We start from the raw sequence: 15,223 nt of genomic DNA, 5'->3' as shown, positions 1-15,223 counted from the left end.
GTCGTGCGATCGGCTCTCAGGTCGTGCGGCCCAGGGAGCGGGCGCCGTCGGCGATGGTGAAGACGGCGCTCACGCTGTCGGGCGCGCCCTTGCGGCTGATGTACGGGAGCGTGTGGAACTCCGCCCGCATCTGCGTGGCGTCGGCCTTGCAGAGCACGTAACCGCGGCGCTGATCGATGTAGGCGATGTGCGGGTTCTCCGTGCGGATCGCCGCGTTGGACACCGGGTCGTTGTAGCCGTCGCCGTCGCTGGAGATCGACGTGGTGACCAGCTCGACGCCGACGCGCGCCGAGTCCGGGTCGTCGAAGTCGGTCAGCAGGTCGTTGGCGTGCGCGACGTGCACGTCACCGGTGAGCACCACCGGGTTGCGCGCGCCGGACGCCATGAGCCCGCTGATCAGCCTGGCGCGGTCGGCCGCGTAGCCGTCCCACCCGTCCAGCGCCATCTCCAGGCCCGGGCCGAGCCGGTGGTCGCGCTGGGCGAGGAAGACCTGCTGCGCGAGAACGTTCCATGTCGCGCGCGAGGAGCGCAGCCCGTCGTTCAGCCACCGCAGTTCCGCCGCGCCGACCATGACCCGCTTGCTGTCCATGCGTTCGTCGCAGCCGGTGCGCAGCCCGTCCTCGCAGGGCTGGTCGGAGCGGAACTGGCGGGTGTCGAGCATGTGGACGTTGGTCAGCGAGCCCCAGGGGATCCGCCGGGTGAGCCGGAGCCGCCCGTTCGGCTGCAGGGCCGGCCTCCGCAGGGGCATGTTCTCGTAGTACGCGCGGAAGGCGGCCCGCTTGCGCGCCGCGAACCCAGGGATGTCGGGCTTGCCGGAGTGGCTGCCCGCCCAGTTGTTCTCCACCTCGTGGTCGTCGAGGGTGACCGCCCAGGGCGCCATCGCGTGCGCGGCCTGAAGGTCCGGGTCGGTGCGGTACTGCGCGTGGCGGCGGCGGAAGTCGGCGAGCGTCAGGCAGGTGCCGCCCGCGTGCCGCCGAACGATCTTGACGGGCTCGTCGTCGCCCGCCGAGTCCTCGTAGATGTAGTCGCCGACGTGGATCATCAGGTCGGGGTGCTGGTCGGCCATCCGCCGGTACGCGGTGAAGTAGCCGTGCTCGTAGTAGGCGCACGAGGCCGCCGCGAAGGTGAAGGGAGCGGCCACGCCGGGAGCGGGCGCCGTGCGCGTACGGCCGATGGGGGACAGGTGGCCGGCGGCCTTGAAGCGGTAGAAGTACTCCGCGCCGGGGCGCAGCCCATTCACCTCGACGTGCACGCTGCCGCCGTCCGCGCGCCTGGTGATGCTGCGGCCCGACCGCACCACGCGGGCGAAGCGCTGGTCCTCGGCGACCTGCCACTCGACGGTGACGTCGCCGCCCGGCATGCCGCCGAGCCCGTCGTCGGCAAGCGGCCGCGGCGCCAGCCGGGTCCACAGCACCACGCCGTCGGGCGCCGGATCGCCGGAGGCGACGCCGAGTTCGAAGGGGTCGGGCCGGGCGGCGCTCACGCGGCCCGTCCGGTTCGTCAGGGGAGCCACGCCGGCGAGGCCGGAGGTGGCGAGGAAGCTCCTGCGGGTCACGTCCACACCTCAAGTGCAGGCGCTGCGGTTGAGGCCCGTGGAAGCCGCGCACGACAACGAATGCAACGGCTAGTTAAGGGTGCGTTCGAGTCCGCCGCGTGCCCCGCGCGTTCACCGGATCGCCGATCAACCTTGACCGGGCCGTCATCGGCCGGGTCCTGGCCGGGGTAGCGGCCGCTCGATAGCTTCCGGGCTGCGGTGGTCCGCCCGGGACCCGCGTCGAGAGGAGCAACCATGGTCACCCGAGCGCGCACGGGGAAGGGCCGCGCGAAAGCGGCGATTCTGGCGGCCGGCGCCGTGCTGCTGCCCATGATGGCCGTTGTGGGATCGGCACAGGCCTCGGCGCGGAGCGCGGGCGAACGCGCCTCGCACGGCATCATCGTCGTCGGGCACCGCGGCGCCGCCGGCTACCGGCCCGAGCACACCATCGCCTCGTACGAACTGGCCGCGCAACTCGGCGCCGACTACATCGAGCCCGACCTGGTCCCGACCAAGGACGGCCAGCTCGTCGCCCGGCACGAGAACGAGATCGGCGGCACCACCGACGTCTCCAAGCACCCCGAGTTCGCCGGCCGCAAGACCACCAAGACCATCGACGGCGCCAAGGTCACCGGCTGGTTCACCGAGGACTTCACGCTCGCCGAGCTGAAGACGCTGCGCGCGGTCGAGCGCCTGCCCGACATCCGCCAGCACAACACCCTCTACAACGGGCGCTACCAGATCCCGACGCTGCAGGAGGTCATCGACCTGTCCAAGCAGCTGAGCCGGACCTACCACCGCCGCATCGGCGTCTTCCCCGAGACCAAGCACCCCACGTACTTCCGCTCGATCGGGCACCCGCTGGAGCCGACCCTCATCGCGACGCTCAAGCGCAACGGCCTGGACCACCACGACGGCCGCGCCATCGTGCAGTCGTTCGAGCCGACCAGCCTGCAGATCCTGCACAAGAGCCTGTGCGTGCCCGCCATGCAGGCCATCACGACCGGCTCGCCCTACGACACCGTCGCGAACGGCAAGGGCCCGACCTACGACGACATGGTGAAGCCCTCCGGGCTCAAGGACATCGCCAAGTACGCCGACTGGATCGGCCCGGAGAAGGCCCGCGTCATCCCGCTGAAGAGCGACGGCAGCCTGGGCACACCGACCCCGCTGGTGAAGGACGCGCACGCCGCCGGGCTGAAGGTCATCTCCTGGACGTTCCGCAATGAGAACCAGTTCCTGCCGACTGACCTCAGGAACGGCACGGCCAACGGCGACTACGGCCAGGCGCTCACCGAGTACGGCATCTTCTTCAAGGCGGGCCTGGACGCGGTGTTCAGCGACAACTCCGACACCGCCGTCATCGCTCGCAAGGAGTTCCAGGGCGGCAAGTAAGGCTGAGGGCTTTCAGAGCTTGCGGTCGGGGTCCCGCCACATCGGCCATACCGGCGGGGCCCCGGCACCGGGCAGCTGGAGCTCGCCCGTCACCTTGAAGCCGAACCGCTCGTAGTAGGGTATGTTGCTCTCCTTGGAGGACTCCAGGTAGGCGGGCACGCCCTCCTCGTCGCAGCGATCGAGCCGGGAGCGCAGGAGCGCGCCGCCCAGGCCGAGACCCTGCGCCGACGGGTCGGTGCCGAGCGTCGCCAGGTACCAGTGGTGCTCCTTGGGATGATCCTGCTCGATGGTGCCCAGCGCGCGCAGGATGGTCGGCAGCCGGGTGCCGAACGCGCGGACCAGCGGGATGGCCTGCCGGAGCTGGCTGGTCAGCGGCACGCGCCAGTGACCGGGCGGATCCCACAGCGCCCCGGCGGCGATCGTGCCGTCGCGGAGACCGACCTCGCTGCCCTCGTGCTTCAGGTGCACGTGCTTGGTGAGGATCGAGAACATCGCGGTCAGCCTGCGCAGCCGGGACACCTCGTCGGGCAGCAGGAACATCATGACGGGGTCGTCCTCGAAGGCGCGGGCCAGTGCCGCGGCGACATCGGCGACGTCGGGACGGGCGACCGGACGGACCGCCGGAAGGGGCCGGGGTGTTGGGGCCATGACGAGATCTTCGTCAGGTGGCTCATCGGCCGTCAAGGAGAACGCCGGGAGGCTCTCGCGCAGAACGCCAGGAGGCCGGTCACGCAGAACGCCAGGAGGCGAGGACGGCGTCCATCCTGGCGCGGATGTTGTCGCGGGCCTGGCGGCGCGGCACCCCGGACATCAGCTGCTGGTCGTAGTCGGTGTCCAGGTGCCGGACGGAGGCGGCGACGGCCAGCGTGACGGCGTTCGCCTCCAGGTCGCGCCCGGCCGCCGAACGGCCCACCCGGCCGCTGCCGCGCACCCCCGCGTGGTGGGCGATCTCCTCGGCGCGCTCGGGCGGGCAGCCGGGGAACAGCCGCAGGACTTCGGCCGCCATGCGCTTCTGGAACTCCACGTCCTGCTGGTCGCGGCGTTCACGCTCGCGTTCGCGGCGGCGGGCCCGCAGGTCCTCGTCGGCCAGGCACTGCTCCTCGGCGCGTTCGAGCGCGGCCTCCTCGACCAGCACACCGCGCCGCTCGTAGCGCTTGCGCCGCTTGTTGAGCTGCTTCACCACCGCCGACAGGCCGCTCTCCTTCTTGGCTCGGCGGCTGAGCGCGGCGTCGCCGGAGGGCAGGAAGACCAGGTGATCCATGTCTGAGCAGGTGAGGCAGATCGGCGCGTCCTCCTCCAGCACGTAGAACTCGCCGGTGCCGTGGCAGCTCGCGCAGGTCCAGGCGGTGAGGGGCAGGATCGCCACCAGATCGGGGGCCTTGTTGAGCCGTTCGCGCTGGGCCGGCGTGAGGTCGGGCGAGATCCAGTGCGTGCGGTAGGCGCGTTCGACCGCCTCGTCACCGTGCGCGGTGAACCGCAGCGGGCGGTGGTCGCGGGTCGCGGCCAGGTAGGCGGTCTCGCTGGGCTCCAGGCCTTGTCGTTCGGCCCAGTCGCGCAGCGCCCGCAGCGCGGCGGCGATCTTGTCGTCGCGGACCGTCATGACCGCCTCGAGATGGTCGCGCCGGCCCTGGCGCCACTCGTCCACGCGGGACGAGGTCAGCCAGCCCATGCGGCCGAACACGGCGACCGCCGACACGCTCTTGGATCGCTTGTGGACCGTCTCGGCGGCCTCGGCCACCCGGTGCGCCAGCCGGGACTCGTGCGCCTCACTCACGCGCGCAACGGTATCGGCCACCACCGACGGGCGAGGCCCGATGCCGAGGGTCCACCCGCGAGCCGTGACGATCACTCAGCGTAATGTTGATCTCATGGGGAGTGATCGGGGGGAGATCGTCCGCTGGGCCGGGCCGAGCGGCTTACGGGTCACCGGGGTACTGCTGGAGGGCGCGCAGCGGGTCTGGGCCGACCTCGCGGGAATCCCGGGAGACGTCACGACGGCGTTCGTGGTGACGAAGGGCGGGGCCCTGGTGGGGCGCGGCTACTACGCGTCCGTCGAGGAACTGGCCGAGGTCGTGGACCTGGCCGGGCTGTCGCCGAGATGAGTCTGCCGAGATAGGCCGCCGAGCTAAGCCGCAGCGACAGATCGCTGGTTGCGGGATTACCCGGGCTCGTGTAATCGTTTACAAACACACGGATGTAAACGATTACAACGCGGAGGTGGCCATGGCCGGCGTCAAGGACGTCGCGCGGCTGGCCGGGGTGTCGGTCGCCACGGTCTCGCGCGTGCTGAACGACAGCGCCGCGGTCACCGAGCCGACCAGGGCCCGGGTGCTGGCCGCCGTGGCCGAGCTCGGCTACCGGCCGAACGCCGTCGCGCGCTCGCTGCGCACCGACGCCACCCGGACCATCGGCCTGATCATCGGCGACATCCTCAACCCGTTCTTCACCGAGCTGGCCCGCGCCGTCGAGGACGAGGCGCGCACGCTCGGCTATTCGGTCGTCATCGGCAACGCCGACGAACGCCCCGACCGCCAGGACCACTATGTGCGCACGCTGCTGGAGCAGCGCGTGGACGGCCTGCTGCTGTGCCCCACCGCCGAGATCACGCCGCTCGTGCGGGACATGGTGGCGGGCGGCGAGCCGCTGGTCTTCCTCGACCGCACGCTTCCGGGTCTGGAGGTCCCGACCGTGCGCGCGGACGGGGCCGAGGCGATCAACGAGCTGGTGGGGCACCTGCGGACACTCGGGCACCGCAGGCTCGCCTTCATCTCCGGCCCGGCGCTGCTGTCCACCGGGCGCGAACGGACCGCCGCGTTCGTCGCGGCGCTCGGCGAGCACGGTCTCGCCGTACGGGAGGACTACCTGGAGGCAGGGGACTTCCAGGCGGCGAGCGGCCGCGCGAGCGCCGCCCGCCTGCTGGACCTCGGGGAACCACCCGAGGTGATCGTCGCGGGGGACAACCTGATGGCGCTGGGCGCACTCGACGAGATCCGGGCACGGGGGCTTCGGATCCCGGCGGACGTCGGCCTGGCCTCCTACGACGACCTGCCCTGGTTCACCCACCTCGACCCGCCGCTCACCGCGATCGCCCAGCCCGTTCAGGCGCTCGGGCGGCGGTCGGTGCGCGCGCTGATCGAACGGGTGGCCGGGCAGGACGTCGGGTCGGTGGTGCTGTCGGCTCGGCTGGTGGTGCGCCGCTCGTGCGGCGAACCGCCGTTCAAGGAAGGGAGTGGTCCGGCATGACGGACGAGTCGGAGTCCTCAGCGGGCCGGGAGATCCTGCGGGTCCATGACCTGCGCAAGACCTTCCCGGGCGTGGTGGCCCTGGACGGGGTCGACTTCGACCTGCGGCCGGGCGAGGTGCATGTCCTGCTCGGCGAGAACGGCGCGGGCAAGAGCACCCTCATCAAGGCGCTGTCGGGCGCGCACCGCCCCGACTCCGGCCGGATCGTGGTGGACGGCGCGGAGACCGAGATCCGTTCCGCGCAGGACGCCCAGCGGCTCGGCATCGCGACCATCTACCAGGAGTTCAACCTCGTACCCGAGCTGACGGTCGCCGAGAACCTGTTCCTCGGCCGCCAGCCCCGCAAGTTCGGCCTGATCGACAAGCGGCGGATGGAACGCGAGGCCCGCGAGCTGCTGGAACGGGCCGGCGTGGACGCCGAGCCCGGCCAGCGGATGGGCGACCTCGGCATCGCGCGCAGCCAGATGGTCGAGATCGCCAAGGCGCTCGGCCAGGACGCGCGGGTGCTCATCATGGACGAGCCGACCGCCGTGCTCACGACCGGCGAGGTCGACAGGCTCTTCGAGATCGTCCGGCGGCTGCGCGAGCGCGGCGTGGCGATCGTCTTCATTACCCACCACCTGGAGGAGATCCCGCGGATCGGCGACCGCGTCACCGTGCTGCGGGACGGCCGGTCGGTGGGTGAGGTGCCCGCGGGCACCCCCGAGGACGAACTGGTCCGGCTGATGGTCGGGCGTTCGATCGAGCAGCAGTACCCACGGGAACGTTCCGAAGCCGGCGCGGCGCTGCTCCAGGTGCGCGGGCTCGGCCGCGACGGCGCGTTCGCGGACGTCTCGTTCGAGGTCCGCGCGGGCGAGGTCGTGGGCCTTGCGGGCCTGGTCGGCGCGGGCCGCACCGAGGTGGCCCGCGCGATCTTCGGCGCCGACCGCTACGACGGCGGCGAGGTGCTCGTGGAGGGTCGCCGGCTGCGTTCGGGCGACGTGCACGCGGCCCTGGAAGCGGGCGTCGGGCTGGTGCCCGAGGACCGCAAGGGCCAGGGCCTGGTGCTGGAGGCCGACGTCGGCGAGAACCTTGGGCTGGTCACGCTCGGCCGGGCGAGCCACGGCGGGTTCGTCGACCGTTCCGGGCAGCGCGGCGCCGCCGCCGACATCGCCGGGAAGCTGAACGTCCGGATGAGCGGCCTGCGGCAGGAGGTCGCGACGCTCTCCGGCGGCAACCAGCAGAAGATCGTGATCGGCAAGTGGCTGCTCGCCGACGCGAAGGTGCTCATCCTCGACGAGCCGACGCGCGGCATCGACGTCGGCGCCAAGGTCGAGATCTACCAGCTGATCAACACGCTCACGGCCTCCGGGCACGCCGTCCTCATGATCTCCAGCGACCTCCCCGAGGTGCTGGGCATGAGCGACCGGGTGCTGGTGATGGCGCGCGGGCGGCTCGCCGGCGAGCTCAGTGCCGACGAGGCGACGCAGGACTCGGTGATGGCGCTGGCCGTCTCCGAGGCGAAGGGCGGCACGGCCGCGGTGGAGGGATCCTGATGTCCACGAATTCCGACGAAGTCGGCTCGGGGGGTGTGGGGGGTCGTCCCCCCACGGGCAGCACTGACACGATGCGCAAGCGGCCCGCGGGCGGCAGCGGCGGCGAGAAGGGCGGTGCGGCGCGGACCGCGGCGCGGCTGCTCGGCGAGAACGGCGCGCTGGCGGGCCTGGTCGTCCTGGTGGTGGCGCTGTCGCTGCTGTCGGGCGACTTCCTGACCGTCACCAACCTGCTGAACGTCGGCGTCCAGGCGGCCGTGGTCGCCATCCTGGCGTTCGGCGTCACGTTCGTCATCGTCACCGGCGGCATCGACCTGTCGGTCGGCGCGGTCGCCGCGCTGTCGGCGGTCGTGCTCGCCTGGACGGCCTCCGACGGCGGCGTGCCCTGGCCGATCGCGCTGATCCTGGCGATCGTGGTCGGCATCGCCGCGGGCCTGGTGAACGGCGCGCTCATCACGTACGGGAAACTGCCGCCGTTCATCGCCACCCTCGCCATGCTCGGTGTGGCGCGCGGGCTCGCCCTGGTGATCTCCGACGGGAGCCCGATCGGGCTGCCGGACGCGGTCACCCACCTCGGCGACACCATCGGCGAGTACCTGCCGGTCCCGGTGATCGTCATGATCGTGATGGGCCTGCTCACCGCGCTGATCCTCGCCCGCACCTACAGCGGCCGGGCGATGTACGCGATCGGCGGCAACGAGGAGGCCGCGCGGCTGTCGGGCATCAAGGTCTCCCGGCAGAAGCTGGTCACCTACGCGCTGTCCGGCGCGTTCGCCGCGGTCGCCGGGATCGTGCTGGCCTCGCGACTCGCCTCAGCGCAGCCGCAGGCGGCCTCCGGCTACGAGCTGGACGCGATCGCCGCCGTCGTCATCGGCGGGGCGAGCCTGTCGGGCGGCAAGGGCAAGGCGTTCGGCACCCTGATCGGCGCGCTCATCCTCGCGGTGCTGCGCAACGGCCTGAACCTGCTGTCGGTCAACGCGTTCTGGCAGCAGGTCGTCATCGGCGTCGTGATCGCGCTCGCCGTGCTCCTGGACACCCTGCGGCGGCGCGGCGCCTCGTTCTCGCCCCGGCAGCTGTACGCCGGGGGCGGCGTGGTGGTCGCCGCGGCGGCCGCGCTGGCGATCGCCGTCGCGGTGAACGGCACCGGCGGCACGGGCGGCGGCGGCAACCTCAAGATCGGGATGTCGGTCTCCACGCTCAACAACCCGTTCTTCGTCCAGCTCCGCCAGGGCGCGCAGGCCGAGGCCAAGCGGCAGGGCGTGAGCCTCACCGTCGGCGACGCCCAGAACGACGCCTCGCAGCAGACCAACCAGGTCCAGAACTACGTGGGCCAGGGCATGAAGGCGATCATCATCAACCCGGTCGACTCGGACGCGGCGGCGCCCGCAGTCCAGGCCGCCAACCGGGAGAAGATCCCGGTCGTGGCCGCCGACCGCGGCGTGAACAAGGCCCAGGTCGCCCAGCTGGTCGCCTCCGACAACATCGCCGGCGGCAAGGACGCGGCCCAGGCGCTCGCCAAGGCGATGGGCGGCAAGGGCAAGATCGCCTGGATCCAGGGGCAGGCCGGAACGTCGGCGTCGCGCGAGCGCGGCCAGGGGTTCGCCGAGGGACTGAAGGCGTTCCCCGGCATCCAGGTCGCGGCCAAGCAGCCCGCCGACTTCGACCGGACCAAGGGCCTGGACGTGGCGACCAACATCATGCAGGCCCACCCCGACATCACCGGCGTCTTCGCCGAGAACGACGAGATGGCCCTCGGCGCGGTCAAGGCGCTCGGCGGCAAGTCGGGCAAGCAGGTCAAGGTCGTCGGCTTCGACGGGACCCCCGACGGGATCAAGGCCGTGCAGGCCGGGACGATGAACGCCTCGGTCGCCCAGCAGCCCCGGCTGCTCGGCCAGATCGCGGTACAGAACGCGGTCAAGGCCGCGCGGGGTGACAAGATCGAGGCGAACTACGCGGTCCCGGTGAAGGTCGCGACGCCGGAGAACGCCGCCGAGTTCGCGACATCGTGAGGGACGTGGGGAGCATCGTGGGGCACGAAGTGGTCGTCGTCGGGTCGGTCAACGCGGACCTGGTGGTCTCCGTCGACCGGCGGCCGGCGCCGGGGGAGACCGTGCTGGGCTCGGACCTGGCGACCTATCCGGGCGGCAAGGGCGCCAACCAGGCCGTCGCCGCCGCCCGGCTGGGCGGCCGGGTCGGCATCCTGGCCCGGATCGGCGACGACGGCCACGGCGAGCTGCTGCGTTCCGCGCTGGAGGAGGCCGGGGTCGACCTCGCCCATCTGCTGGTCAGCGGGGGGCCGAGCGGCGTCGCGCTGATCACGGTCGGGCCGGACGGCGACAACAGCATCATCGTGTCGCCCGGAGCCAACGCCCGCCTGGAGCCCGGCGACGTCCCGGCGGAGGCGCTCGCGGGCGCCGCCGTGGTGTCGTTTCAGCTGGAGATCCCGCTGCCGACCGTGGAGGCCGCAGCCCGCGCCGCCGCCGAGGGCGGGGCACGGGTCGTGCTCAACCTGTCCCCGGCCGCCGCCGTGCCGGACGAGGTGCTGGCGCTGTGCGACCCGCTCGTGGTGAACGAGCACGAGGCCGCCTTCCTGCTCGGTCATGACGGCGCTCCGGGGGTTCCGGAGGCGATGGCGCGGGACCTTCTGGACCGTGGCCCGCGTTCGGTGGTCATCACGCTCGGGGCGCAGGGCGCGCTGGTGGCCGACTCGTCGGGGGTGCACGAGGTGCCCTCGCCCAAGGTCGAGGCCGTCGACACCACTGGCGCGGGCGACGCGTTCACCGCCGCCCTGTGCCTGCGCCTGGCGCGCGGCGACGCCTTGGCCGACGCCGCCCGCTTCGCCGCTCGCGTGGGCGCCGCGGCCGTACGCAAGCCGGGAGCGCAGAGCTCCTACCCGTCGGTGGGGGAGGACCTGCCCGCGCTCTGACAGGTCAGGCAGGTCAGGCAGGTCAGACAGGTCAGACCGGTCAGGCAGGTCAGACCGGTCAGGCGTCGGCGCGGATGGAGTCGAGCTCGGTCTGGACGTCGTGGACGTCGGCCCCGAGGTCGAACGCGCTGAGCATGTGGAGGTCGTCCTCGGTCTCGATCTCCAGCAGCCGGGTGTGCAGGAACAGGCGGCGGCGCTCGTCGATGCGCAGCCCGGTGATCTGCGACCACGGGATGCGGCGGCGCCCGGCGTACCCGCTGATCACGGTGAGGCCCTCGGTATCGGCGGCCAGCCGTACCGGCGCCAGGAGGTCGCGCAGCGCCAGCGCGGCGCAGGCGATCGTGCCCGCCCCGGCGAGGACGAGCGCCTGGACGTCACCGGTGGACATCGCGGTCAGCGCCGCCAGCAGCACGGTCGCGGCGACCTTCAGCGCGATCTGCGGCGCGGGCACGCGCCACCGGCGCTCCTCCCGGTCCGCCAGGTCCTTCGCGTCCCGGTCCTCGGTGTCCCGGTCCTCCGCGTTCGGCTCCTCCTCGTTCACGATCGCCACGCTATCCGAATGGAGAAAGGGCCCGTTCCACCCGCCTCGCCGGTGTTCCGGGCGTGCGAATGGCTCCCGGAGGGCTCGCCGGGGTTGTGGTTTCGTACGAACGCGGCGCCGCAGGGCCGGGTTTGGGACGCCTACGCTGCGCTTTGGTGGCGATCCGGCGGCATTTGTACGGGCCGCGATTCGGTAGCGTCATGGGCATGCGACTGGGTGTGCTGGACGTCGGATCGAACACGGTGCATCTCCTGGTGGTGGACGCCCACCAGGGGGCGCGGCCGCTTCCGGCGTTCTCTCACAAGGCGGAGCTGCGGCTGGCCGCCCATTTGGAAGACGGCGACGTGCTCTCCCAGGAAGGGGAGGACCTCCTGGGGAGCTTCGTCGACGAGGCATTGCAGATAGCCGAGGACAAGGGCGTCGAGGACCTCGTCTCGTTCGCCACCTCGGCCGTGCGGGACGCCGCCAACGGTGAAGAGGTCCTGGACCGGATCCGCCGCCGCTCCCAGGCGGACATCACCGTGCTGTCGGGACCGGACGAGGCCAAGCTGACCTTCCTGGCGGTGCGGCGCTGGTTCGGCTGGTCGTCGGGGCGGCTGCTGGTGGTCGACATCGGCGGCGGCTCGCTGGAGATCGCGGCGGGCATCGACGAGGACCCGGACGCGGCCATCTCGCTCCCCCTCGGCGCCGGGCGCCTCACCCGCGACTGGTTCCCCTCCGACCCGCCCTCGCCCGACGAGGTGCGCAAGCTCCGCCGCCACGTGCGGGCCGAGATCGCCCGGCACGTCGGCGAGATCTCGCGGTACGGCCCGCCCGACCACGCGGTCGCCACCTCCAAGACGTTCAAGCAGCTCGCCCGCATCGCCGGCGCCGCGCCGTCGTCGGAGGGCCCGTTCGCGCGCCGGGTGCTGAAGCACTCGGCGCTCACCGAGTGGACCGAGCGGCTGGCGCAGATGACCGCCGAGGAACGCGCCGAGCTCCCCGGCGTGTCCGAGCGCCGCGTTCACCAGCTCCCGGCCGGGGCCATCGTCGCCGACGCGGCCATGGACCTGTTCGAGCTTCCCGAACTGGAGGTCTGCCCCTGGGCGCTGCGCGAGGGCGTCATCCTGCGCCGCCTGGACATGATCACCACCTGAGGCGGATCGGCCTGGTCGGCCGTTCTGGCCGCGTCAGCCGTTCTGGTGGCGGATCAGCCGTTCCGGTAGGCGCCGCCGGGCTGCGGGTGCCGGGCGGCCAGCAGGTCGGAGGCGGTGGCGAGGGTGTAGCCCTTGGCCTGGAGCCGCTGGATGATCCGCGGAACGGCGTCCACGGTGACCTTGTGGTTGTCGTGCAGCACGACGATCGAGCCGGGGCGGCTGGCCGAGACGACGCGGTCGGCGATCACGCGGGCGTCGCTCTGGCGCCAGTCCGCGACGGCGACGTTCCACATGACCTGGGCGAGGCCGAGGGACTTGGCGACGGCGCCGACGGTCGCGTTCGTGGCGCCGTACGGGGGCCGCAGCAGCTTCGGTGAGCGGCCGGTGACGTCGCGGACGACCTCCTCGGTGCGCTGGATGTCGGAGGTCACCTGCATCGCGGGCAGGCGGCTGAGGTCGCGGTGGTCCTGGGTGTGGTTGCCGATCTCGTGTCCCGCGGCGGCGGCGCGGCGCAGCAGGTCGGTCCGGGCGGCCGCGTTGTCGCCGACGACGAAGAAGGTGGCGCGGGCCCGGCCGTCGGCGAGCAGGTCGAGCAGGCGCCCGGTGTGGGGGCCCGGCCCGTCGTCGAAGGTGAGCGCGACGCACTTGGCCCGGACGCAGTCGGTGCGGGGGAGAGGGCGGCGTGCCGCGTCGCCGCGTGGGGCCGGGGTGGCGGTGGGGGAGCCGAGCGAGAGGCCCGGCTGGGTGTCCAGGGCGGCGTCGCGTGCACGCATGCCGAACGAGGACAGCAGCGGCTCATAGGCGCTGCCGGGCACGGCGACCGCGACCCGCCCCGCCGAGCCCGGCGCGACCGAGTAGTCGCTGAACTCCACGACCATGTCGCCCGCCTCGTTGAAGGCGATGGAGGAGAACATCCGCGGATCCGGGGTCACCTGGCCGGGGTTGGCCTCGTTCCCGATCCGGGAACGGACCTGGCGGACCATCCCGTCCAGCCCGCGCCGGCCGTCGAGCAGATCGGCGGCCGGATGCACCATGCCCGCCACGCCGTCGTACCAGAGGGTCTCCCGGGTCTCGCCGCCCGAGGCGCCCATGAACTGCGAGGTCACCAGCCGTACGCCGACGACCTCCTGCGCGGCGGCGGTGAGGGACCACTGGACGTTCAGCTCGGGGACGTCGCCGCCGGGCAGCCGGCGGACACGGCCGGCGTCCCTCTCGAACGGCTTCACCCGGCCGTTCACGGCCGAGGCGAGCGCGCGGGACAGCGGGCGGGCACCGGGGACCTCGGGGTAGGAGGCGTACACGTGGCGCCGGTCGTTCTGCTCGGCTCGGGTGACCGTGGTGAGCCCCGGTACCGTGGACGGGTTGACCGTGTGCACGATGGTGACGTCGGCGACGGTCCGCAGCTGGCGCGCCCCCTGATCGGCGCAGGCGCCCAGCACAAGGGCGGCGGCGAGCGCCGCCACCCCCTTCACACGCGCGATCACCAAAGCATCCCCCGATGTCCGTGAGTGAACGGTCAAGCGATGTGACTGGTTGGTCAGCGTATGCCCGCAGAGGCGACTAAAACGCCCAAAACCGGACACGGGGCGGACCTTTGCCTTGGATCGGACGGGTCTTGGCCCAACGTTGACCTTGTCTTGCATCTGGTGGTCCGCGCCCCGCTCTGGGATCGTGTTCTCACGGGTGGGGACTCGCGCCGCCGAACGGGTGGCGGGCCGGTGCGACCCCTTGCGGCTTGGAGTGATCTCCTTGGCTGAACGGCGTACACGGCCGGGCGCGGCGGCTCTGCGTGAGCTGAGCCCCGACGACCCCACGCGGGTCGGCCCGTACGAGATCGAGGCCAAGATCGGCGAGGGCGGCATGGGCGCCGTCTACCTCGGCCGCGGCCCGGGCGGCCAGCTCGTCGCCGTCAAGATGGTGCGGCCCGAGCTCGCCGGCGACGGGGCGTTCCTGTCCCGCTTCCACGACGAGATGGCCAACGCCGAACGCGTCGCCTCGTTCTGCACCGCCCAGGTGATCGACCACGGCCAGGACCTCGGCCTCGCCTACATGGTGACCGAGTACATCGACGGCCCGTCCCTCCTGCAGCACATCACCGAGACCGGCCCGCTCTCCCCGGGCATGCTGCACGGCGTCGCGGTCGGCGTCGCCGCCGCCCTGGTCGCCATCCACTCCGCCGGCCTGGTGCACCGCGACCTGAAGCCCAGCAACGTCCTGCTGTCCATCTCGGGCCCACGTGTCATCGACTTCGGCATCGCCCGCGCCCTGGACGCCGCCACCTCCCACACCAAGACCGGCCAGGTCGTCGGCACCCCCGGCTACATCGCCCCCGAGCAGATCCTCACCCAGGACATCTCGCCCGCCGTCGACATCTTCGCCTGGGGCTGCCTGGTCGCCTACGCCGCCAACGGCCGCAACCCCTTCGGCCAGGGCTCCTTCCAGATCATGGTCGGCCGGGCCCTGCACGCCCAGCCCGAACTGGGCGCCCTCACCGACCCGTTGGCCTCCCTGGTCCGCGCCGCCCTCAGCAAGGAACCCGAGCTCCGCCCCACCGCCCGAGGCCTCCTCCTGAGCCTGGTGGGCGGCTCCGGCGAAGCCGAGGTCACCACCCACCTGGGCGAAGCCTGGGCCTCCCCGCCACCCCCGGCACCGCGCCGCCGCGAACCCCCCATGGGCGAGACCGTCACCGACCCCGCGGCCTACGTCCGTACCCCCACCCCGCCCGCCCCACCCTGGCAGCCAGGCCAAGACCCCCAGCAGGCCTGGCAACTCCCGGCCGACCAACAAGTCCCCGACCCCGGCACCGACCCATCCGCCGCGGAGCAGCGCCTCCACGAGCAGCCCCCACCCGACCGGCGAGGCACCGACCCCCACGGCGACCAACGCGCCGCCGATCAACGTGCGCAGGGCCAAGGC

The 15,223-nt window shown here is 72.4% G+C and carries 13 protein-coding genes; 8 read left to right on the top strand and 5 right to left on the bottom strand.

Annotation, left to right across the window (positions count from 1 at the left end; all coding sequences use genetic code 11):
• Nucleotides 1–16: 16 nt before the first annotated feature.
• Nucleotides 17–1,555 (bottom strand): alkaline phosphatase D family protein, encoded by a 1,539-nt coding sequence (locus tag J4573_RS28095; RefSeq protein ID WP_208258892.1) that lies wholly within the window; start codon nt 1,553–1,555, stop codon nt 17–19.
• 234 nt (nt 1,556–1,789) lie between these two features.
• On the opposite strand from J4573_RS28095, the gene J4573_RS28090 reads away from it, so the two are divergent.
• The gene (locus J4573_RS28090) at nt 1,790–2,929 is read left to right on the top strand and encodes a glycerophosphodiester phosphodiesterase (RefSeq protein WP_243773696.1); all 1,140 of its coding nucleotides are present in this window, start codon (nt 1,790–1,792) and stop codon (nt 2,927–2,929) included.
• Between the two features lie 12 nt (nt 2,930–2,941).
• Here J4573_RS28090 and J4573_RS28085 read toward each other — a convergent pair whose 3' ends face one another.
• Both J4573_RS28085 and J4573_RS28080 read right to left on the bottom strand, forming a co-directional pair.
• Nucleotides 2,942–3,577 carry a GNAT family N-acetyltransferase gene (locus J4573_RS28085; RefSeq protein ID WP_208258890.1) on the bottom strand — a complete coding sequence of 212 codons (636 nt, stop codon included), beginning with the start codon at nt 3,575–3,577 and terminating at the stop codon, nt 2,942–2,944.
• Between the two features lie 79 nt (nt 3,578–3,656).
• Nucleotides 3,657–4,703 (bottom strand): DUF2293 domain-containing protein, encoded by a 1,047-nt coding sequence (locus tag J4573_RS28080; protein WP_307796951.1) that lies wholly within the window; start codon nt 4,701–4,703, stop codon nt 3,657–3,659.
• Nucleotides 4,704–4,767: 64 nt separating this feature from the next.
• Between J4573_RS28080 and J4573_RS28075 the strand changes: the two genes are divergently transcribed.
• The 5 genes from J4573_RS28075 to J4573_RS28055 all read left to right on the top strand — a co-directional run bounded on the left by J4573_RS28075 (nt 4,768) and on the right by J4573_RS28055 (nt 10,630).
• On the top strand, nt 4,768–5,031 hold the full coding sequence (locus J4573_RS28075) for a hypothetical protein (RefSeq protein WP_208258889.1): 264 nt from the start codon (nt 4,768–4,770) through the stop codon (nt 5,029–5,031).
• Nucleotides 5,032–5,152: 121 nt separating this feature from the next.
• The gene (locus tag J4573_RS28070) at nt 5,153–6,172 is read left to right on the top strand and encodes a LacI family DNA-binding transcriptional regulator (protein ID WP_208258888.1); all 1,020 of its coding nucleotides are present in this window, start codon (nt 5,153–5,155) and stop codon (nt 6,170–6,172) included.
• Nucleotides 6,169–7,707 carry a sugar ABC transporter ATP-binding protein gene (locus J4573_RS28065; protein ID WP_208258886.1) on the top strand — a complete coding sequence of 513 codons (1,539 nt, stop codon included), beginning with the start codon at nt 6,169–6,171 and terminating at the stop codon, nt 7,705–7,707. Before J4573_RS28070 ends, J4573_RS28065 begins: the two co-directional genes overlap by 4 nt.
• Nucleotides 7,708–7,778: 71 nt before the next feature.
• Entirely contained in the window at nt 7,779–9,713 is a 1,935-nt protein-coding gene (locus J4573_RS28060) for an ABC transporter permease/substrate-binding protein (RefSeq protein ID WP_208258885.1), read from the top strand.
• Nucleotides 9,714–9,718: 5 nt separating this feature from the next.
• Nucleotides 9,719–10,630, top strand: a complete 912-nt coding sequence (locus J4573_RS28055) for a ribokinase (protein WP_307796949.1) — start codon at nt 9,719–9,721, stop codon at nt 10,628–10,630.
• Between the two features lie 58 nt (nt 10,631–10,688).
• Here J4573_RS28055 and J4573_RS28050 read toward each other — a convergent pair whose 3' ends face one another.
• On the bottom strand, nt 10,689–11,171 hold the full coding sequence (locus tag J4573_RS28050; protein WP_307796947.1) for a PH domain-containing protein: 483 nt from the start codon (nt 11,169–11,171) through the stop codon (nt 10,689–10,691).
• Nucleotides 11,172–11,377: 206 nt separating this feature from the next.
• On the opposite strand from J4573_RS28050, the gene J4573_RS28045 reads away from it, so the two are divergent.
• On the top strand, nt 11,378–12,307 hold the full coding sequence (locus J4573_RS28045; protein WP_208258884.1) for a Ppx/GppA family phosphatase: 930 nt from the start codon (nt 11,378–11,380) through the stop codon (nt 12,305–12,307).
• Between the two features lie 53 nt (nt 12,308–12,360).
• On the opposite strand, the gene J4573_RS56235 is transcribed toward J4573_RS28045, so the two are convergent.
• On the bottom strand, nt 12,361–13,791 hold the full coding sequence (locus J4573_RS56235; protein WP_208258883.1) for a polysaccharide deacetylase family protein: 1,431 nt from the start codon (nt 13,789–13,791) through the stop codon (nt 12,361–12,363).
• A 265-nt stretch (nt 13,792–14,056) separates the two neighbouring features.
• Here J4573_RS56235 and J4573_RS28035 point away from each other — a divergent pair.
• Nucleotides 14,057–15,223, top strand: a 1,167-nt coding sequence (locus tag J4573_RS28035) for a serine/threonine-protein kinase (protein WP_243773695.1), incomplete at its 3' end; no start/stop codon positions are given.

The sequence above is a fragment of the Actinomadura barringtoniae genome (genome assembly GCF_017573505.1).
Classification (GTDB): domain Bacteria; phylum Actinomycetota; class Actinomycetes; order Streptosporangiales; family Streptosporangiaceae; genus Spirillospora; species Spirillospora barringtoniae.
The sequence above is the reverse complement of the archived record's forward strand: the minus strand, read 5'-3'. Positions and strand labels throughout refer to the sequence as shown.

Excerpts from the sequence above, each read along its gene's own strand:
- J4573_RS28090 (WP_243773696.1), top strand. The coding sequence starts at position 1,790 with ATGGTCACCCGAGCGCGCACGGGGAAGGGCCGCGCGAAAGCGGCGATT.
- J4573_RS28085 (WP_208258890.1), bottom strand. The coding sequence starts at position 3,577 with ATGGCCCCAACACCCCGGCCCCTTCCGGCGGTCCGTCCGGTCGCCCGT.
- J4573_RS28070 (WP_208258888.1), top strand. The coding sequence starts at position 5,153 with ATGGCCGGCGTCAAGGACGTCGCGCGGCTGGCCGGGGTGTCGGTCGCC.
- J4573_RS28065 (WP_208258886.1), top strand. The coding sequence starts at position 6,169 with ATGACGGACGAGTCGGAGTCCTCAGCGGGCCGGGAGATCCTGCGGGTC.
- J4573_RS28060 (WP_208258885.1), top strand. The coding sequence starts at position 7,779 with ATGCGCAAGCGGCCCGCGGGCGGCAGCGGCGGCGAGAAGGGCGGTGCG.
- J4573_RS28045 (WP_208258884.1), top strand. The coding sequence starts at position 11,378 with ATGCGACTGGGTGTGCTGGACGTCGGATCGAACACGGTGCATCTCCTG.